21 protein-coding genes and 1 pseudogene are annotated in these 19032 nt (G+C 71.7%); 13 read left to right on the top strand and 9 right to left on the bottom strand.

All coding sequences use genetic code 11. From position 1 onward, the window contains the following. Positions 1-5 precede the first annotated feature (5 nt). Positions 6-527 (top strand): RNA polymerase sigma factor, encoded by a 522-nt coding sequence (locus ACWCSU_RS32795; protein WP_449940132.1) that lies wholly within the window; start codon positions 6-8, stop codon positions 525-527. Then, the gene (locus ACWCSU_RS32790) at positions 524-1720 is read left to right on the top strand and encodes a hypothetical protein (RefSeq protein ID WP_449940129.1); all 1197 of its coding nucleotides are present in this window, start codon (positions 524-526) and stop codon (positions 1718-1720) included. The genes ACWCSU_RS32795 and ACWCSU_RS32790 overlap by 4 nt, the downstream gene beginning before the upstream one ends. A gap of 32 nt (positions 1721-1752) precedes the next feature. Here the strand turns inward: ACWCSU_RS32790 and ACWCSU_RS32785 are convergent, their stop codons facing one another. Further along, positions 1753-2508 carry an SDR family oxidoreductase gene (locus ACWCSU_RS32785; protein WP_449940126.1) on the bottom strand — a complete coding sequence of 252 codons (756 nt, stop codon included), beginning with the start codon at positions 2506-2508 and terminating at the stop codon, positions 1753-1755. A 176-nt stretch (positions 2509-2684) separates the two neighbouring features. Between ACWCSU_RS32785 and ACWCSU_RS32780 the strand changes: the two genes are divergently transcribed. Further along, positions 2685-3620: an RNA polymerase sigma-70 factor gene (locus ACWCSU_RS32780; protein ID WP_357709131.1), complete on the top strand. Its 936-nt coding sequence runs from the start codon at positions 2685-2687 to the stop codon at positions 3618-3620. A gap of 58 nt (positions 3621-3678) precedes the next feature. Here the strand turns inward: ACWCSU_RS32780 and ACWCSU_RS32775 are convergent, their stop codons facing one another. Beyond that, on the bottom strand, positions 3679-4893 hold the full coding sequence (locus ACWCSU_RS32775) for an acyltransferase family protein (protein WP_357709128.1): 1215 nt from the start codon (positions 4891-4893) through the stop codon (positions 3679-3681). A 107-nt stretch (positions 4894-5000) separates the two neighbouring features. Here ACWCSU_RS32775 and ACWCSU_RS32770 point away from each other — a divergent pair, with 107 nt between their 5' ends. After that, positions 5001-5195, top strand: a complete 195-nt coding sequence (locus tag ACWCSU_RS32770; protein ID WP_449940123.1) for a GNAT family N-acetyltransferase — start codon at positions 5001-5003, stop codon at positions 5193-5195. 7 nt (positions 5196-5202) lie between these two features. On the opposite strand, the gene ACWCSU_RS32765 is transcribed toward ACWCSU_RS32770, so the two are convergent. From ACWCSU_RS32765 to ACWCSU_RS32755, 3 genes are read right to left on the bottom strand one after another with little or no spacing between them, the layout of a single operon-like run. Beyond that, complete coding sequence (locus ACWCSU_RS32765) at positions 5203-5967, bottom strand: IclR family transcriptional regulator (protein ID WP_357709122.1); 765 nt, start codon at positions 5965-5967, stop codon at positions 5203-5205. Further along, a complete protein-coding gene (locus ACWCSU_RS32760; protein ID WP_449940121.1) occupies positions 5964-6821 on the bottom strand; it encodes a sugar phosphate isomerase/epimerase family protein in 858 nt (285 codons plus the stop codon). The genes ACWCSU_RS32765 and ACWCSU_RS32760 overlap by 4 nt, the downstream gene beginning before the upstream one ends. Then, on the bottom strand, positions 6818-7858 hold the full coding sequence (locus tag ACWCSU_RS32755) for an alcohol dehydrogenase catalytic domain-containing protein (RefSeq protein ID WP_449940118.1): 1041 nt from the start codon (positions 7856-7858) through the stop codon (positions 6818-6820). Before ACWCSU_RS32755 ends, ACWCSU_RS32760 begins: the two co-directional genes overlap by 4 nt. A gap of 393 nt (positions 7859-8251) precedes the next feature. On the opposite strand from ACWCSU_RS32755, the gene ACWCSU_RS32750 reads away from it, so the two are divergent. The 6 genes from ACWCSU_RS32750 (at position 8252) to ACWCSU_RS32725 (ending at position 14455) form a co-directional block, all read left to right on the top strand. After that, positions 8252-9625: an ABC transporter substrate-binding protein gene (locus tag ACWCSU_RS32750; protein WP_357709113.1), complete on the top strand. Its 1374-nt coding sequence runs from the start codon at positions 8252-8254 to the stop codon at positions 9623-9625. Between the two features lie 56 nt (positions 9626-9681). Next, positions 9682-10605, top strand: coding sequence for a 3-keto-5-aminohexanoate cleavage protein (locus ACWCSU_RS32745; RefSeq protein ID WP_449940116.1), 924 nt, complete (start codon positions 9682-9684; stop codon positions 10603-10605). A 172-nt stretch (positions 10606-10777) separates the two neighbouring features. Beyond that, on the top strand, positions 10778-11620 hold the full coding sequence (locus ACWCSU_RS32740; RefSeq protein ID WP_364092832.1) for a carbohydrate ABC transporter permease: 843 nt from the start codon (positions 10778-10780) through the stop codon (positions 11618-11620). 4 nt (positions 11621-11624) lie between these two features. Then, the gene (locus tag ACWCSU_RS32735; RefSeq protein ID WP_357709104.1) at positions 11625-12455 is read left to right on the top strand and encodes a carbohydrate ABC transporter permease; all 831 of its coding nucleotides are present in this window, start codon (positions 11625-11627) and stop codon (positions 12453-12455) included. Positions 12456-12507: 52 nt separating this feature from the next. Beyond that, positions 12508-13566 carry a Gfo/Idh/MocA family protein gene (locus ACWCSU_RS32730; protein WP_449940115.1) on the top strand — a complete coding sequence of 353 codons (1059 nt, stop codon included), beginning with the start codon at positions 12508-12510 and terminating at the stop codon, positions 13564-13566. A gap of 31 nt (positions 13567-13597) precedes the next feature. Then, on the top strand, positions 13598-14455 hold the full coding sequence (locus tag ACWCSU_RS32725; protein WP_449940113.1) for a fumarylacetoacetate hydrolase family protein: 858 nt from the start codon (positions 13598-13600) through the stop codon (positions 14453-14455). A gap of 112 nt (positions 14456-14567) precedes the next feature. Here the strand turns inward: ACWCSU_RS32725 and ACWCSU_RS32720 are convergent. The 4 genes and pseudogenes from ACWCSU_RS32720 to ACWCSU_RS32705 form a co-directional block, all read right to left on the bottom strand. Then, a pseudogene (locus ACWCSU_RS32720) lies at positions 14568-14699 on the bottom strand (hypothetical protein); the annotation flags it as partial. A gap of 41 nt (positions 14700-14740) precedes the next feature. Then, the gene (locus tag ACWCSU_RS32715) at positions 14741-14902 is read right to left on the bottom strand and encodes a hypothetical protein (RefSeq protein ID WP_449940111.1); all 162 of its coding nucleotides are present in this window, start codon (positions 14900-14902) and stop codon (positions 14741-14743) included. Next, on the bottom strand, positions 14875-15147 hold the full coding sequence (locus ACWCSU_RS32710) for a hypothetical protein (RefSeq protein WP_449940109.1): 273 nt from the start codon (positions 15145-15147) through the stop codon (positions 14875-14877). Before ACWCSU_RS32710 ends, ACWCSU_RS32715 begins: the two co-directional genes overlap by 28 nt. Before the next feature lie 96 nt (positions 15148-15243). Beyond that, on the bottom strand, positions 15244-15492 hold the full coding sequence (locus tag ACWCSU_RS32705) for a heavy-metal-associated domain-containing protein (RefSeq protein WP_357709091.1): 249 nt from the start codon (positions 15490-15492) through the stop codon (positions 15244-15246). A gap of 149 nt (positions 15493-15641) precedes the next feature. Between ACWCSU_RS32705 and ACWCSU_RS32700 the strand changes: the two genes are divergently transcribed. The 3 genes from ACWCSU_RS32700 (at position 15642) to ACWCSU_RS32690 (ending at position 19027) form a co-directional block, all read left to right on the top strand. Beyond that, the gene (locus tag ACWCSU_RS32700; protein ID WP_357709089.1) at positions 15642-16592 is read left to right on the top strand and encodes a helix-turn-helix transcriptional regulator; all 951 of its coding nucleotides are present in this window, start codon (positions 15642-15644) and stop codon (positions 16590-16592) included. Positions 16593-16827: 235 nt separating this feature from the next. Further along, positions 16828-18075, top strand: a complete 1248-nt coding sequence (locus ACWCSU_RS32695; RefSeq protein ID WP_449940108.1) for a cytochrome P450 — start codon at positions 16828-16830, stop codon at positions 18073-18075. Between the two features lie 175 nt (positions 18076-18250). Continuing rightward, the gene (locus tag ACWCSU_RS32690) at positions 18251-19027 is read left to right on the top strand and encodes a class I SAM-dependent methyltransferase (RefSeq protein WP_449940106.1); all 777 of its coding nucleotides are present in this window, start codon (positions 18251-18253) and stop codon (positions 19025-19027) included. Positions 19028-19032: the final 5 nt, after the last annotated feature.

Here is a 19032-nt window from a genome sequence, read left to right as displayed (position 1 = left end):
AGGTCATGAACGCTGAGATTGTCGCTCGCGCGTCGCCGCCGGTCACCGCCGGCGACGCGGTGGTGACCGGCCTGTATCGCGAGCATCGGCTCGCCCTCGTACGCCTGGCCGTGCTGCTCGTCGGCGATCGGGAGAGCGCGGAGGACATCGTCCAGGACGTCTTCTCCCGGTTGCACGGGAAGAGTCCTGACGTCCTCACGCTGTCGTACGTGCGCGTCTGCGTGCTGAACGCCTCGCGCTCGCTCCTGCGCAGGCGTGCCGTCGCCGTCAGGGCGATGGTGCGGCGGCGGGATGAGCCGGTGGACTCGGCGGAGACGATCGCACTCCTGGGCGAGTCGCGGCAGGAGATGCTGACGGCGCTCGGCCGGTTGCCCCGGCGGCAGCGCGAGGTTCTCGTCCTGCGTTACTACCTCGACCTGTCCGACGCCGACATCGCCCACGCCACGCGCCTGCGGCAGAGCACGGTACGGTCCACCGCTTCCAGAGCTCTGGAGCGGCTTGAGCGCGAGCTGGGAGGCGGAGCATGACCACGATCGAGGATCGGCTCAGGGACGCGCTGGCGGCCAGGGCCGGGACGGTCGGCGACGACGGGCGGCCCCGGGTCGTGCCGTCGCCGCGCCGGGCGAGGGTCGCCGCGCGGTGGTGGTGGACGCCGGTGGCGGTGGCCGCCGCGACCGCCGCCGTGGTGGGCGTCACCGTCCTGGGAACCCGGACGATCGGCTCCGCGCCGCCCTCCCCCGCGGCCCGGCCGACGCCGTACTCCGGCCGCCTGTCGCCGCCGGTCGGGCAGGTGTGGCCGGGGGCGGTGCACGAGATCCCGGCGACGGGCCCCGGCGGCCGGGTCTTCAAGCCGGACGCCTTCGTCACCGACCGCGTGCTGGTGGGCCGGACGCTCACCGCGAACCGGCTCGACGGCATCTGGACGTACGAGCTCGACCAGCGGCTGTTCACCCAGGTCGCGCCGCTGACGGACCTCGGGGTGGCGAACGACGCGGTGGTCGTCGGCGACGGGTACGTCGCGTGGTCGGCGTACCGGGACGGCAGGTCGGAGATCTGGGCGGTTCCCGTCACCGGGGGCGTCCCGCGGGCGATCGCGACGCTGACGGCCGTGATGTCCAGCGACAACGCCTACTCCGGGATCAAGAAGCTGGCCATCGCCGGCGGCATGGCCGTGTGGTCGCCCCCCGACGGCGGCGTCTACCGGGTGCCGCTCAAGGGCGGGAACGTCTCCCTGATCCCGGGGACGAAGGGCTTCTACCTGGTCGAATGGCCCTGGGCCGGCTGGCCGGCGCACGACACGACCGTCGACCATCCCATCACCCGTCCTTTTCAGCAGTTGAAGGACGTGCTGACCGGCAGGTCCAGGAAGGCGGTCGCGCAGAAGGGGCGCTCGTCGTGGAGCGACTGCGGCCCGACGTGGTGCTTCAACGGGACCGCAGCCTGGCAGCGCGACGGATCGCACCGCCGCGACCTGCCCGGCACGGCCAGGGGAACCCTCCTGTCCGGCCGATTCGTCCTGCTCAACCAGAGGGACCCCGGCGGCGGGCAGAGCCTGGCCGTGCACGACGTCGCCACGAAGCGCACGGGCCTGCTCTTCCCCGTGCCGACGCGCAGGGGCGACAAGGCGCCGCCCACCTTGTACACCCACGAGGGAGTGATCTGGTACCGGACCGGCAAGGGCACCCAGGTGGTGATCGACCTGAAGGCCGCCGGACGATGAGCGAGGGCCGGGGCGGCCGCCCCGGCCCTCGCTCAGGGTTGGGCGTCGAGCCATTCCTGGAAGGTGGGCCCGGCCAGCACGGCGTGCGGGCCGGGCAGGAACGCCCCCTCGGCGGCGAGCGCGGCGTCGGGCATGCCCGAGCCGTCCACGCCCACGACCTGGACGCCCCGGCGGGCGCCGAGCAGTGCGGCCGCCTCCGCCAGGATCTCCTTCCGGGGGCCGGCGATCTCGGGGACCGGCGTCCCCGGAACGGCTTCGCCGAGGGCCAGGTCGGCCAGTTCCTCGGCGACGGTACGGCAGGCCACGAGCTGGGAGGGCAGCGCCGGGACGTGGGCGACGTCGCCCTGCCGCCAGTCCAGGAGCTGCCCGACGAACTCGTGGAACTGCGCGGCCCGCAGGACCCGCACGGGCAGCGGGCCGGACCGGAGCAGTTCCTCGTGCGCCTTCTTGGCGGCGAGGAACCCGGCGGTGGCCCGGTCGACGCCGATGATCGAGGCGACCGCGATCCGGGCGACCCCGGCCTTGCGACCGTGGTCGTGCAGGTTGCGGGCCGACGTGCGGAAGAACTCCGTCGCGGCCTGCTGCTCGGAGGCGTGCCACGAGGCGACGTCGATGACGATCTCGGCCCCGGTGAGCGCCTCGGCCAGTCCCTCCCCGGTGATGACGTCCACGCCGGTGGCCCGGGACATCGGCACGACCCGGTGTCCCCGTTCGGTGAGGACGTCGACGACGTGGCGTCCCAGGCGGCCGGTCGCTCCGGCGACCGCGACCGTGGTGGTGTTGTTCATGTCGGACTTCCTTATCCGTGGTGTGGCGTCGTGACGGGCAAGAGATCCCGGCGGCCCGTCCCTTGTGACAGGAGCGCCCGTGTGACATAGACCACCGCCCGCCGATGTCACGCGGCGGCGGGGCCCGGGATCGTATGACCATGGCCCGGTCACCAGCGAACAGGCAGGAACCACCGATGAGCGGACGAACCGAACGACCGACGTCCCCGGCGGACGACGGCCGCCTGGACGCGGCCACCGAGGCGTTCGTCGCCCACCGCAACCTGCTGTTCACCCTCGTCTACGAGATCCTCGGCTCGGCCACCGACGCCGAGGACGTCCTGCAGGAGACGTGGCTGCTGTGGGCGGGCGTCGACCTCGGGACGGTCCTGGACCGGCGCGCGTACCTGATCAGGATCGCCACCAGGCAGGCGCTGAAGCGGCTGCGCACGCTGGGCCGGCGCCGAGAGTCCTACGTCGGGCCGTGGCTGCCCGAGCCGCTGCTGACCGCGCCCGATGTGGCCGACGACGTCGAACTGGCCGACAGCGTCTCGATGGCCATGCTGCTGGTGCTGGAGACGCTCGGGCCGACCGAGCGGGCGGTGTTCGTGCTGCGGGAGGTGTTCGTCCTGGACTACGACGAGATCGCCGGGGCGGTCGGCAAGAGCCCGGCCACCGTGCGCCAGATCGCCCACCGGGCGCGCGCGCACGTCGCCGCGCGCCGGCCGCGCGGCACCGCGTCCCCGGCCGAGACGCGGGCCGCGCTGGAGGCTTTCCAGCGGGCGGTCGAGACCGGCGAGTTGCAGGGCCTGCTCGACATCCTCGCGCCGGACGTCGTCGCTCTGAGCGACGGGGGCGGTGTCCGGCACGCCCTGCTGCGGCCGCTCGTGGGGGCCGGCAACGTCGCCCGCCTGCTGGCCGTCGGCTGGTGGAGGCGCGAGGGGGCGCGAGGGGGCAGGTCGGTGGAGATGGTGCAGATCAACGGCGGGCCGGGGCTGCTCGTCCGGATCGGCGGCGAGGTCGACGGAGTGGTGGCGGTACGCATGGAGAACGGCTACGTGACCGGCGCCTACCACGTGCGTAATCCGGAGAAGCTCTCGCGGATAGAGCAGGAGACCGCCGTGAGCCGCTGACCGACGGGCGCTCCGACGTGCTCCGAGGCGCTTCGAGGCGCTTCGAGGCGCTTCGAGGTCAGGAAGGCTCGGTCCGGCGGATCAGGCGTCTGCCCAGCCGTTGCGCGGGCATCTCCACCCATCGCCAGGTCAGCGCGCACAGGCCGAGCAGCGCCGCGCACACCGCGGCCAGGAGCGCCAGGCGCGCCGGCAGCGGCACGTCCGACGGCTCGGGCAGGAAGAACTCGACGCTCTCCAGCAGCAGCGGGTGCAGCAGGTAGATCGAGTACGACACCAGGCCCAGCCAGGTGAGCCACGAGGGCATCGTCCGGTGGCGCAGGGCCGTCCCGGCGGCGAAGGTCAGCCAGGCCGCCACGATCGCCACCTGCACGCCGGGTTCGTCACGCGCCGGCCACAACCCCGCCAGCGGTATCAGCGCCACCCACACGAGGTGCCCGCGACCGAGTTCCCCGGCCTCCACCCGGTGGAGCGCGGTGCCGGCGAACATGGTCGCCAGGATGAACAGTCCCTGCCACGGCCCGGGATAGCTCTGGTTGACCGCCAGCAGCAGCAGGATCGTGCCCGCGACGGCCACGGCGCCCGCCTGCCGTACGCGCCTGCCGCCGCGCAGCATCGCGGCCAGCCCGGCGGCCACCACGGCGGTCACCACGACCACCACCGTGAGCATCCGGCTCGCGCCGCCGGCCGACAGGAGCGTCACCGGCAGCAGCCCCGCGCCGAGCACGGCGGCCGCCGTGAACGCCAGCGCGGTCGCGGTGCCGCGCCGGTGCACCCCGAGGGTGAACATCGCCGTCAGCAGCAGGTAGAAGGCCATCTCGTACGACAGCGTCCACAGCACGTTGGCCACGTTCGGCACGTACAGCAGGTTCTGGAGCATGCCGGCGTGGGCCAGGGCCATGGCCGCCGGGCGGGTGTCCCACCAGATGTGCAGGTCGTCCCAGCCGAGCGCCGCCAGCAGCAGCATCCCGGCCACGCACACGGTGAACAGCGGCCACAGCCGGAAGAACCGCGAGATCCAGAAGGCCCGCACGCTGCCCCGGCGCTCCAGGGACGCGGGCACGATGTAGCCGCTGACCAGGAAGAACACCAGCACGCCGTACCAGCCGGGATCGAAGACGGCCTTGATCGACGTTCGCGCCTCCGGCCACAACGGTTCGAGCGCGTGCTCGAAGACCACCACCATCGCGGCCAGTCCGCGTAACGCGTCCAGCCAGGCCAACCGCCCGGCACGCGGCGAGACCGGCTCCACGACCGAGGGGGAAGCAGGAAGCATCCGGACATCGTAGTGAGAAATATCGTTTACGGCCTTCCAGGCTGCGGTTCCCGCGATGCCGGCGGCCGTGTCCCAGGATCAGGCGCTCATGAGCCACCTGCCCACGTTTGGCGACGTCGGGCCTCGGCGACTACGTCGTCGCCGACCACGCGACGGACCGGCTCATCGGGACGTCGATGCTCGCCCGCCGCTCCCCCGAGGACGGAGGGGAACTGGAGCTGGGCCACGTCCTGCGGCGCGGCGCATGGGGAGCGGGGTTCGCCTTCGAGGCCGCGACGGCCGTGCTGCGCGCCGCGGCCTGACCAGGTGTCACAAGCCCGACATGGACGCCGCCAGGTACTGCCCGAGCTGCGGGATACGCGCGTCGGACAGGCGGCTGGACGGGCCGGAGATGCCGGCCGCGCCGATCAGGGAGCCGCGGATCCGCACCGGCACCGCGACGCACCTGACGCCGTCGAAGGTCTCGTCCCTGTCGACCGCGTAGCGGACCTCGCGCGACTCCTCCACCCGGCGCCGCAACTCGATGGGCCCCTTGGCGGCGTTCTCCGTGCCGCCCGCGTAGGACAGGCGGGCCAGGTGCGTGTCGAGGGCCTCGGGATCGAGGGCCGACAGGTAGGCCTTCCCCAGCGCCGAGCAGTGCATCGGCCGGATCGTCCCTAACTGCTCGGAGACGGCCACGACGTGCCGGGTGGGGAAGAACGCGAGGTAGACCATCGTGTCCTTGGCCGGCACCGCGAGGATCGTGGCGTCGCCGCACTCGTCGCGGATCGAGGCGAGCACGGGGTCGATGATCTGGCTCCAGTCGGTCTCCGGCGCCTGGATGAGGCCGTAGAACTTGGCCGGGACGATCGTGTAGCGCTTCGTCGCCTCGTTGCGGGCCACGTAGCCCGTGGCGACCAGCTCCGCGAGCAGCCGCAGGGCGGTGCTGCGGTTGACGTCCAGCTCGCGGGCGAGCTCGGCGGCGGTGAGCGGTTCGGTGGAGAGAAGCTCCAGCGCGCGCAGCGCGCGCTGGATGGGAGAGGCGGTGCGGCCGTCGGAGGGTTCGTTCGCACCGGGGCTCTGGTTCGTGGTCATGACAAGGATTGTCCGCCGTTCAGGCCGAAGAGATGATCAACTGCTTCGCGGTTCGTCCTGAAGGACTTCTCGGCCTGGTCCTCCCAGCCGAAGACCTGCACGGTGAGGATGCCGTCGAACCCGACCGCCTCCAGTGCCGTGCGCACCTCGGCCCAGTCGATCTCGCCGCGGCCGAGGTCGAAGTGCTGGTGGATGCGGCACGAGACGCCGGGCGGGTTGACGATGGTGCGACCGGGCCGGAAGGTGTCGGCGACGTGGACGTGGTCGAACCAGCCGCGGGCGTACTCGACCTGCTCGGTGACGCCGCCCTGGAGGTGGTAGGCGTGGGGCACGCAGTGCAGGTAGCGCAGCCGCGGGCTGTCGATCTCCTTGATCAGGTCGACGGCCCCGGCGGTCGTCTCGATGAAGTCCCAGGGGTGCGGCTCGACGACGAGCTCGACGTCCTCGCGTTCGAGCACGGGCAGGAGGTCGTCGATCGAGCGCAGGAACGCCTCCCGGCAGGCGTCTGGCTGGTCGGGGTGGCCGGACAGCTCGGTGTTGACGCGCCGGCAGCCGAGCTCCACGGCGGCGGCGATGCCGTCCCGCCACCACGCGACGGCCTGCTTGCGGACGTCCTCGTCGGGGCTGGACCACGCCTGGATCACGGCGACCGAGGCGATCTCGACGCCTGAGCCGTCCGCCGCGTCGCGGAAGCCGCGCAGATCGGCCGGCGAGGCGTGCATGGGGCCGAACGCCGGGATGAAGTCGTCGCGGTTGCCCATCTCCAGGTAGCGGTAGCCGGCCTCGGCGGTGGCGCGGGCGGCGTGCTCGACCGGTTTCCCCTGGAGCATCGCCGGGTCCAGAGCGATCTTCATGCCACTTCATCCTTCCAAACGCTGTCAGGGACGATGACCGCCTTGCCGGGGACCCGCTGGGCGCGAAGCGCGTCGAGCGCGTCGTTCACCGCGGAGAGCCGCCAGCGGGCGGTCGGGGGAAGTCGGAGTTTCCCGTCGGCGGCCAGCGCGAGGATCGACTCCAGGTCCTCGCGACGGCCCGACCGGATGCCGCGGATGTCGGCCTCCTTGCGCGCGACGACCGCGAAGTCCACGTCCGGGACGCGAGCGTACCCGGCGAGCAGGTATGTGCCGTGCGGGTCGAGCGCGTCCAGGCCCGGCGCCAGGACGGCGGGCGCCCCCGTGCAGTCGATGACGACGTCGACGGGCGCGGCGGCCGCCTCGACCGAGGCGACGACGTCGTGCCCGACGGCCCGCAGCGCGCGGCGGCGCAACGGGTTGGGCTCGACCGCCTGGACGGGCACGCCGTGCACGCGCAGCAGCTCGGCGCACAGGTGACCGATGGGCCCCGCCCCGAGGACGAGCACGCGGCGCGGACGGCGTTCCAGGGCGACCCGGACGCTGTTGGCGGCGGTCGCCCCGCCGTCGACCAGCGAGGCGGCGTCCTCCCACGACAGCGGCGGCGGCACCTCGACGAGCTGACCCGCCCGTACGCGCAGGTAGTCGGCGTAGCCGCCCCAGGCGCCGAGCACGCCGGTGATCGACACCAGCTCCGGGCACAGCCGCTCGTCGCCGGCCCGGCACGCCGCGCACGAGCCCTCGCCGGTGAACAGGGTGATGACGGCCCGGCGGCCCATCCACTGCCGCGCTCCGGCTCCGGCGTCCACGACGACCCCGGCCGGCTCGTGGCCGAGCACGAAGGGCGTCTCGGGCCGGTAGGAGTGCCCGGCCAGGACGTGCAGGTCGGTGCCGCAGATGCCGCAGGCGTGCACACGCAGGACCACGTGGTCGTCGGCCTCGGGCACCGGACGCGGCACGCGGGTGACGTCGAGCCGTTCGCTCGGGATCGAGGGGGCCACGGCGGCCTGCATGGTGTCCGTGGCTGACGTTGCTCCCACTGGTCGCCTTCTTCCGGGGGGCAGGTTCGGTGTGCACACAGCATCCACAAGTGTTGCGGCAGATGCAACCCCTTGACGCCATACGCAACACATGACTTTCCGGGAGAGGGTGGAGATTTCACAGGAAACACCCCGATCACAGGGGTTGACATGCCCTGATTGTCCGCCATAGCGTCGGGCACCACTAACGTCCCTTGGTGCAACACAGTTCGTCTGACGCAACACCTCGCTACTGATCACAGCGAGAGGTCGAGCCCCCCACGGCCGCCCGCAAGTGCTCTTCGTCGCCGACCTTGTGGATGAGACTTCAGGACGCGAGGAGTCACCGCCATCGAAATCCCTCCGACATCCCCCTTTTGCGGAGGCTTCATGGCTCATTTCAAGGAGGACAGGATGCTCCGACACCATCGCTCCGCACGAGCTCTGACCGCTGTCGCCACCGCCGCCGCCATCGGCGCCACAGGTTGCGCGGGCTCCTCGATCACCACGAAGCCGGCCGCCGCGCCGACCGACGTGGGCACGTCGTGCGCCAAGTACGGCACCGTCAAGCTGACCGTCGGCATGTCCGAGGCGGGCGAGGCCATCGCCAACGGATTCAAGGAGCAGGTGAAGTCCTTCCAGGCGGCCAACAAGAACGTCACCGTCGACCTGCAGATCAAGGACTGGGCCTCCTCGGCCAGCACCATCAAGCTGGTGATGTCCGGCAACAACCCGCCCGACGTCATGCAGGGCAACTCCGGCTGGGCCATCAACGGCGCCCTGTGGAAGGCGGGCCTGCTGCTGAACCTGGACCCGTACGCCAAGGCGTTCGGGTGGACCGAGAAGTTCCCCGAGTCCGCGCTGACGGTCAACCGGTTCACCGCCGACGGCAAGGCGCTGGGCGAGGGCAACCTGGTCGCCGTGCCGCCGGCCATCCAGTACGTCGGCGTGTTCTACAACAAGGCCGTCCTGAGCAAGCTGGGCGTCGACCCCGCCACCCTCGACGACAAGGCGGCCTTCGTCCAGGCGCTGGACAAGGCCAAGGCGGCCGGCGTCACCCCCGTCATGCTCGGCGACTCGGAGAAGTGGCCGGCGCTGCACAACCTGTCGCTGTTCAACGGCTGGTACGTGGCCCCGGACACGATCAACAACTGGGTCTACAACAAGCCCGGCAGCACCTACGACGACGACGGCCACCTGAAGGGCTCGACCGACTTCCGCTCCTGGATGGAGAAGGGCTACTTCAACTCCGACGCGCTGGCGACCAGCTTCACCGACGCCACCAACCGCTTCGGCAAGGGACAGTCCGCCTTCTTCGTCACCGGCTCCTGGGCCCTCGGCGATGTCGGCAAGGCCCTGGGCGACGACGCCGGCTTCATGCTCTTCCCCGCCGGCGACAGCGGCAAGCACGCGGCCGTCGGCGGCTACAGCCTCCCCTTCAGCATCTCCGCCAAGACCAAGTACCCCGACTGCGCGGCGGCGTTCATCGACTACGTGACCGCCGGCGACGAGGCCGTCGCGGCGCAGATCGCGGCCGGCCGCCCCTCCGCGACCAAGGCGGGCGTCAACGCCAAGATCGACGACCCGCTGCTCAAGCAGATGGTCACCGCCTACGAGCGGCTGTCGTCGGAGAACGGCCTGTTCACGTGGGAGGACTGGCCCACCCCGACGATGCTGACGTTCCAGGGCGCCGAGGCGCAGCGGCTGCTGTCCGGCGAGGTCACGCCCAAGCAGTTCAACGAGTCGGTCCAGAAGAACTGGGCCGACTACATGAAGACCCGTTCCTGATCCGCGGGGCGGCGCACGAGGCGCCTGCCCCGACCCCCATGCGAGAAAGGCCATTCGTGGACAAGGTAGTCATCACCGTAACCGTCGACTGTTCCATGTCGTATCCCGGCTTCAAGGGCATGCCGCGGATCGACGACGTGCCCGCCGTCGCCGCCGAGTACGTACGGGCGATCGACTCCGGCGCGTCGCTCGTCCACCACCACGGCGTGCACTACCTGGAGGACTCTATCCAGGAGGACGGCCGCCAGCTCTCCCGCACCGACTTCGACGGCTGGGCCGACCTCACCGACCGCATCCGCGCCGAGCGCGACTCGATCATCCAGTTCGGCATCGCCAGCGCCCGGCTGGAGGAGAAGGTCGCGCTGATGAAGCTGCGCCCGGACATGATGTCCTACGCCTTCAACGTGCACGACGAGTACTTCCGGCCCGACCCCGCCTACCCGGCCAACGAGCAGTACGCCATCCACACCCGCCCCGAGCTGGAGGCCTTCTGCAAGGCGGCCAAGGAGCACGGCGTCAAGCCCGAGGTCGAGTCGTTCTACACCGGCGCGTTCTGGAACCTGGAGTTCATCCGCGACCAGGGCCTGCTCGACGACCCGGTCTGGACGACCCTGTTCCTGGGCTGGCCCGGCGGCGCGTGGACGCCTCCCACCGAGGACTCCCTGCTGTACCTGGTCAGGCACCTGCCGCCCCGGGTCAACTGGAACGTCAGCGTGATGAACCCGAAGATGCAGTGGCGCCTGCTGGCCATGGCCATGAGCCTGGGCGGTCACGTGCGGGTCGGCTGGGAGGACAACCCGTACCTGCCGGACGGTTCGCCGTCGCGCTCCAACGCCGAGCTCGTGGACGAGATCGTCAAGATCGCGCACCTCATGGGCCGCGAGGTGGCGAGCCCCGAGGAGGCCCGCGAGATCATCGGCCTGCCCGCCGCGCCGGGCGGGGCCCGGCCGGAGGCCGCGGCCGCCGGCCGGAGCGCCTAGGAATCCGTCAGGACATGCCGGCGGGTGCGGTGCGGGGGACCGCACCGCACCGGTCGCGCCACGTAGGGAAGTTGATCGCACCATGGCCGTCACGGTCACCACAGACGCCGGCCCGGCGACGCCGGCCGGCAGGCGCCCCCGCCGGGGAGTCCGGCGGGGCGAGGTCCGCGGGATGCCGTACCTGCTCATCCTGCCCGGATTCATCTTCTACGCGCTGTTCGTCCTCGTCCCCATCGCCGACACGGTCCGCCTGTCGTTCCTCGAATGGGACGGGCTCTCCCCGCAGACGTGGGTCGGGCTCGACAACTACCTCCAGGTGCTGACCGATCCGAACACCTGGACCTCGTTGCGGGTCTCGCTCGTCTTCGTCGTCTTCGGCTGCGTGCTGCCGGTGACGCTCGCCCTGCTGCTCGTGGGCATCATCGCGCGCACCAGGATCCGCGGGCTGAGCTTCTTCCGGTTCGTGTTCTTCCTGCCGTACACGATCGCCCTGGCGGTCGTCGCGATCGCCTGGCGCTGGCTCTACTCGCTGGACGGCTCGCTCAACGCGATCATCGAGGCCGTCCTCGGCCCCGACCTGGTGCGGCCGTTCCTCGGCGACGCCGGTCTGGCGCTGCCCGCCCTGGGCGTCGTGGCGCTGTGGGCGACGTTCGGCTTCGTCGTGGTCATGCTGCTGTCCGGCACCCAGCACATCCCCAAGGAGCTGTACGAGGCCGCGCGCATCGACGGCGCCGGACCGGTGCGCGAGTTCTTCACCGTGACCCTGCCGGGCATCCGCCACGAGCTGCGCGTGTCGCTGGTGATGACCCTCACCCTGTCCCTGCGCATCTTCGACCTGCCCCTGATGGCGACGCAGGGCGGCCCCGGCTACGCCACCACCACGCCGTCGCTGATGATGTACCGCGACGTCTTCGTCAACGGGCAGATCGGGCCGGGAGCGGCCATCGCCGTGCTCCTCACCCTGGTCATCTTCATCGGCGTCGGCCTGGTCAACCGGCTCGTCAGATCGGAATAACACGATGATCTCACGCCGCAGCAACACCATGTCGTACGTGGTCCTGCTCCTGTTCGCGGCCTTCGCGATCTATCCCTTCATCTCCACGACGCTCGTCGCCTTCAACCCGCCGGACGCGTCCGTGAGCGGGCTGGCCTGGCCGAGCCAGTGGTCGCTGGACAGCTTCGTCAGCGCCTGGGAGAACCCGGACGCGGGCATCGGACGCTCGCTGCTCAACAGCGTCCTGCTGTCCGGGGTGGTGGTGAGCGTGTCGGTCTTCTTCTCGATCCTGACCGGCTACGCGTTCGGGACGATGCGGTTCCGCGGCTCGTCGCTGCTGTTCCCGCTGTTCGTCCTCGGGCTGATCGTGCCGTACGAGGCGACCGTCATCCCGCTCTACTACCAGTTCCGGGCCTTCGACCTCATCGACACCTACTGGTCGATGATGCTGCCGTGCATCGGCGGCTCGATGGCCTTCGGCACGTACTGGATGACGTCGTTCTTCAAGTCCTTCCCCCGCGAGCTGCTGGAGGCGGCGCGGACGGACGGGTCGAACCGGTGGCAGACGCTGTGGCGGGTGGTCGTGCCCACGGCCAGTTCGCCAATCTTCGCCCTGGCCACCATCCTGTTCATCTGGACCTGGAACAACCTGCTGCTCGCGGTCGTGATGATCTCTCAGCCGGAGCTGCGGATGGTGCCCGCCGCACTCAACTTCTTCGTCGGGCTGCAGTACGGCAGCAACTACCAGATCACCTGCGCGGCCGCGATCATGGTCGCGCTGCCGGTGATGATCGTCTACTACCTCCTCCAGCGCCGGTACGGCGCCGACGTGCTCGCCGGTTCGCTCAAGGGCTGAGGCCCGGCGCCCACCAACCATCCATTCGTCACATCCTGTACAGGAGAATCACATGTCAGTGTCGAAGCCGGGGATCGGCATCGCGGGTCTCGGGCTGATCTCGAAGACGCACGCGGCGGCCTACAAGCGCATGTCCGACGTGGTCGACCTCGTGGCCGGCTGCGACGTCGACCCCGAGGCGGCGGCGGCCTTCACCGGCGAGTTCGGCGCCCAGACCCATGCGAACCTCCAGGACCTGATCGACGACCCGCGGGTCGACGTGGTGGACCTGATCCTGCCGCACCACCTGCACTACGACGCCGCGATGGCGGTGCTGGACGCCGGCAAGCACCTGATCCTGGAGAAGCCGGTCGCGCCGACGTACGAGCAGTCGGTGGCCATCCAGCGCCGGGCGGCCGAGGCCGGCGTGCACTTCATGGTCGCCGAGAACAGCCGCTACATCGCCGCCTACCAGGCCGTGCACCGGCTGGTGCGCGAGGGCGCCATCGGCGAGGTCATCCACGCCAGGACGTACCTGCGCTCCAACGAGAAGGCCCACCTGTCGATGCCGGGCTACTGGCGGACCCAGTACAAGCTCGGCGGCGGCCTGGTCATGGACACCGGCGCCCACTCCTTCTACCTGCTCAAGTGGCTGCTCGGCGAGTTCGAGGAGCTGACCGGCGTCTCCAGGAAGGTGTTCCCGCTCGACAACGAGATCGAGGACACCGCCGAGGTGTACGGCCGCATGCGCAGCGGCGCCCACTTCTCCTGCGGCTTCACCTCCGTGTCGGAGGTCCCCCACAGCGAGCGCCTTGAGCTGTACGGCACCGAGGGCGGCATCCTGGTGGACCAGATGTCCGACCCGGTGGTCAAGATCTTCCGCGGCCAGCACGACTACCGCGGCGAGGCCGTCGCCGACGTCCCCTTCGGCCCCGACGCCTGGCATCCCGGGGGCTGGCACTACGAGTCCGTGATCACCGAGGTCACCGACTACGTGCGCTCCCTGGTGGAGGGACGCCCTCCGCTGATCGACTCCGGCGACACCGTGTACGCCATGCGCGTCGTCGAGGCCGCCTACGAATCCATCCAGTCCGGGAGGACCGTCACCGTCCCGGCCGGCGCGCAGCTCTGATCCACCCCGACACCGGAAGCTGGACTTCTCCATGAGACTCATGCGGATCGGCGCCGCGGGCGCCGAACGTCCGATCGTCGCGATCGACGACGAGACCTACGTCGACGTCTCCGACGTGGTCACCGACTTCGACGGCTCCTTCTTCGCCGGCGGCCTGGACGCGCTGGCCGCGACCGTCGCCGACCGGGTGGCCGCGGGCGCGGTCGCCCGCTTCGCCGGTGAGCGCGTCGGCGCGCCGATCGCCCGTCCCCACCAGATCCTGTGCGTCGGCCTCAACTACGCCGACCACGCCGCCGAGTCGGGCGCGGAACCGCCGGCCGAGCCGATCATCTTCACCAAGGCGCCGAACACGCTGGTCGGCCCCGACGACGACGTGCACATCCCGCGCGGGTCCTCGGCCACCGACTGGGAGGTGGAGCTCGGCGTCGTGATCGGCGCCCGGGCCCACTACCTGCAGAGCGACGACGAGGCGCGCGCCGCGATCGCGGGGTACGTACTCGTCAACGACGTCAGCGAGCGCGACTTCCAGCTGCGCCACGGCGGCCAGTGGGTCAAGGGCAAGTCGGCCCCGACGTTCAACCCGTGCGGGCCCTGGCTGGTCACCCCGGACGAGCTGGGCGAGGTGAACGGCCTGGGCATGTGGCTCGACGTCAACGGGCAGCGCCGCCAGACCGGCTCGACCGCCGACATGCTGTTCGACCCGGTCTTCGTCGTCCGCTACCTGAGCCGGTTCATGGCACTCGAACCCGGCGACCTGATCAACACCGGCACGCCCGCGGGCGTCGGCATGGGCTTCGACCCGCCGGTCTACCTGCGGCCGGGCGACCGGATGGAGCTCGGCGTCGACGGCCTGGGCCGCCAGACCCAGTCCGTCGTCGCCGCCCCCTGACCGGAGGGCCACAGACGGCCGCCCGAGCCCAGGGCGCCCGGGCCGAGCCGCCCGGCGCGTAACGGCGCACGTCGAAGTGTTCGGGGTCGGGGAAGGGCGCCGGGTCGTGGTTGGCCGTGTGCGAGTTCGGCAGCACGACGCCGCCGGCGCGCAGCACCGCCCCGGACGGCAGTTCGACGTCGTCGGCCAGCCGCCGCAGCAGGCCGTTGGTGCCCGGCCCGTCGAAGCGGAGGATCTCGCCCACGGCGAGCTCGGTCAGCGCGGGCTCGGTCAGCGCGGGCTCGGTCAGCGCGGGCTCGGCGGCCACCGCACCAGCTCGGTGAAGGCCGCCATGCGCGCCTCCGCGCCGGCCGCCGACGCCCCCAGGAACGCCTCGGACCACTGCTTGAAACGTTCGTGGTCGGTGCCGGGCAGGCCGATCACCGTGCAGCTGAGGCGGGCCGACAACGGTGAGGCGTAGTCGGCGACCAGGTCGGGCAGGGCCGTCCGGGCTCGGCGAGTCCGGTGCGGCTGCTGTGCGGGCAGGACAGGACGGCCCGCACGTCGTCGTACCGGACGGCCATCGGCACGATGTCGCCGCTGGGCAGGACCACCGTCCCGACCGGGTCGGACGCCAGGCGGCGGGCCAGGTCGGGAGAAGGGGTGCCGTGCGGGCCCGGGGAGAAGTCCTTCCACATGACGTCGGCGCTCATGAGCCTCCTGCCACGGCGGGTCGGGCGAGCCGCGTCGCCGGTCTCGCCCGATCACCCTGTCCGCCGCGTTTCCGCGGGGGCAAGAGGCCGGCCGATCTAGGAACGCCAGTCCGGCAGCCGGTCGGACTCGCAACCGGCGTCCTCGATCGCCGCCACGATGAAGCTCTCCTCGACCGGCCCCTCGGTGAGCACGCTCACCCGGCCGGACTCCAGGCTCACGTCCACGCCCACCACCCCCGGGATCAGGGCCAGCTCCCGCTTCACCGCCTCCACGCACTTGACGCAGCTTCCGCTGTTCAGGTCGGGGATGCCGTACGTGACGAGACTGTGGACAAGCGTGATCATAAGGTCCTCCGAAGTGCGGTACAGGGGTTGGGTATGGGGTCTGTTTCACCACGCCGTACCCTTTTCTGAGCTTGCCGTACGGCGGGCCACGACGACAGCGGATACGGCTTCCGCTTCCCGCCATGGCGGGAAGCGGACAGGAGAGGGATGTGAGCGAGGAGGCCACCGCCAGGCGGGTGTACACACGCATGCGCCGGCACCGGGAGTCGTTCGGCGAGGCCGCCACTGGGCTGGGGCTGCGCGGCACCGAGCTCCAGCGCGCACGGGAGCGGCTGACCAGGCTGGGCCTGCTCAACCCCGGCGCCGAGATCGCCGTCGACGCGATGGCCGCGCTCAGCCGCATGCTGGTGGGCGGCGAGGAGCTGCTCGGGATGCTCGCCGAGCAGCGGGCGGCGTCCAAGGAGCTCACCGAGCACTACCTGCGGCTGGACGGCGACCCCCAGGACGCCCATGTCGAGTTCTTCCCCCGGTCGCAGGTGGAGCTCCTGCGCGAGAGGCTGCGGGCGGCGACGGCGCGGGCGCGCGAGGAGATCATGGGCATGCACATGCCGCACGCCTGGGAGCCGGACCGGCTGAGGGCCTCCCGCGCCGAGGACGTGGGCGCGGTGGCGCGCGGGGTGCGGGTGCGCATCATGCACGCCCAGAGCCAGCTGGCCCAGCCTGCCCTGCGTGACCACGTCCAGGGCATGCTGGAGGGCGGCGTCGAGGTGCGGACCATGCCGTTCGTCCCGGTACGGCTGATCATGCTGGACCGGGAGCTGGCCGTGGTCGAGGTGACGCCCGGCGACCTCATGGCGGGCGCGATGATCATCGAGGGCCGCGGACTGGTCGCCTCCTACGCCGCGCTGTTCGACTACTGCTGGATGACGGCCTCCGAACCGGGCGAGGTGCCCAGGGCGGCCGACGGCGAGGACCTGGGCGAGCAGCAGCGCGCCGTGCTGCGCCTGCTGGCCACGGGCGCCAAGGACGACGCCATCGCCCGCGCCCTGGGCGTCTCGAACCGTACGGTGACCAGGGTCGTGGGGGAACTGACCGCCCAGCTCGGCGCCGACAGCCGCTTCCAGGCGGGCGTCCGCGCCGCCAAGCTCGGCTGGATCTGAGCCCGGCCCCCTCACCACGACGGGCCCGGCACCTCGGTGACATTGGTGCTGAATGATCACGCTGATCACACTGATCACTTGACACCCAGCGGGCGGCGGCACGCCTTGTATGCTGCCGCTGTTCCTGGTTTTGTGGCGCCGAGCCGCTGAGGCCGTGCGACACCGTTCTCCTGGCGGGGCGCACCTGCGCCGCCTGCGTGTACACCCGATTCACGGATGGCATGGGGCAGGTGGGATGACGACGGTTGGGGAACCGGATCAGGTGGTGCCCGACGAGGCGCGGCCGTGGCCGCGCGGCGCGGCGCGGCACTACCGGCGTGACCCGCTGGGGTTCGTGGAACAGGCGGCTCGCGCGCGCGGACCGGTGTTCCGCCTGCCCGACGACGGGTCGCTGTGCGTGGCCGACCCCGTGGAGGCCCTGCGGATCCTGCACGACGAGGCGGGCGACTACGACGAGGTGTCTGGGTTCTTCCACGTCGGCGGCGGGCTGCTGGGGCCGCGGGCGACGCAGGCGGCGATCGGCCGGGCGGCCCGTACGACGTTGCGCGCCCATGTGGCCGCCCATCGCGAGCGGCTGCCCGCCGTCGTGGCGGAGCTGGGCGAGGTCAGCCAGTGGCCCTCGGCCGGACGGGACGCCGTGCACCGGTTCCTGGCCGGCGCCCTGCTGCGGCCGGACAGCCCGCCCGCCCTGCGGGAGCTGATGGCGCACGTCGTGCGGCGCGAGGTGCTGATCCGCCCCAGCGGCCGGCTGGCGCGGGTGTCGCGGCGCGCCCTGTGGGCCCGCGTGGTGCGGACGATCGCCGCCGAGGTCCGCCACCGGCGAACCCGACCACGACCCGGCACCCTCCCGGACGCCTCCCCACCCGACCCCGACCGCCTGCCCGACGCCTCCCCGCCCGGCCTCGGCGACCTGCTGGACGCCGTCATCGGCGCCACCCCGCCCGAGACGCCCGCCGAGCACGTCGCGCAGGTGTACCTGCTGCTGTTCCGCACCTCGATCGCGCCGGTGGGCCACGTGGTGGCCTGGGCGCTGCTGTCGGCGGCGGCCGACGACGTCGACCTGGCCGCCGTGCCCGCCGGGTCGGCCGTACGCGAGTCGCTGCGGCTCTGGCCGGTGGCCTGGCTGCTCGGCCGCCCGGTACGCCGGGCCCACCAGGTCGGCGGCGTGCCGCTGGAGCCGGGCGAGAGCGTGTCCGTCTGCCCCTACCTGCTGCACCGCGACGAACGGCACTGGCCCCAGGCCGCCGCGTTCCGGCCGGAGCGCTGGGACGGCTCCGAGCCGCGCGGCCCCTACCTGCCCTTCGGCGGCGGCCCGTTCACCTGCGCCGGGGCGGCCGTCGCCCAGACGCTGGCCACCGACCTGCTCGCCGCCCTCACCGACGGCGCCCGCCTGGAGGTGCGTGCCGGCCCCGGGCGTCCCCACGTCGAGGGCATCATCACGCCCCCGCCCTTCCTGGTGCGCCGCACGGCACGCCGGACCTGACCACCACCGGTTCATCGGTTCGTCGGTTCGTCGAGGAGGGAGGTGATTCACCATGAGGAAGCTGCTGCGCCGCGTCACCGGCCGCCGGGTCAACCGGCAGGCCTGGTTCATCTGGTAACCCCGCTCGACCGGCCGCGCCGGGCCCCGGGCCCGGCGCGGTCCCAGGAGGCATCGCATGTCGCACGTCCAGGAGACGATGGCCGCCTACGAAGGCGTCGCCGCCCGCTACGACGAGCTGAACGCGCAGACGGACACCGCGGCCCTGGTGGGCCGGTTCGCCGAGGCGGCGCAGCGGCACGGGAGCCGGGGGAAGCGGCTGCTGGACGCCGGTTGCGGCACGGGCGGCAGCAGCGCGGCCTTCAAGGCGCTGGGCTACGAGGTGACCGGCTACGACCTGTCGCCCGCGATGGTGGCGGCCGCGCGGCGGCGGACGTCCGCCGAGGGCATCCCGTTCCTGGTGGGCTCACTTCTGCGGCCCCCGTCCGGGCTGGCCGGTTTCGACGTGGTCGCCTGCGTGGACGTGCCGCTGACGTACCTGACGACGGCCGACGAGCTGCGCCAGGCGCTGTCGGCCGCGCGCGCCCAGCTCGCCGCCGGCGGGGTGCTGCTCTTCGACCTGAACACCATCGGTTACTACCGGCGCACGTTCGGCGTCCCGGTCGTCGCAGACCGCGGTGACCGGTACGTGGCCTGGTTCGCCCACTCGCCGCGGATCGAGGCGGACGAGGTGGTGATCACGCAGTTCGACCTGTTCGAGCGCGTGGGCGCCGGCTGGGAGCGGCTGTCGATGCGGCACGTGCAGCGCCATCACTCCGACCGTACGGTGCGCCTGGCCGCCGAGCAGGCCGGGCTGCGCGTGGTGGCCGCTCACGGGCTGGTGGGGACGTCGGTGCACGATGTGGCCGACGAGGACGCCCACGACCGCATCCTGTACGTCACTCGTACGCCCTGATGTTC

This window comes from Nonomuraea sp. NPDC001699 (genome assembly GCF_053596455.1).
Note: the sequence above shows the minus strand (reverse complement) of the source record. Positions and strands in the feature narration are given on the sequence as shown.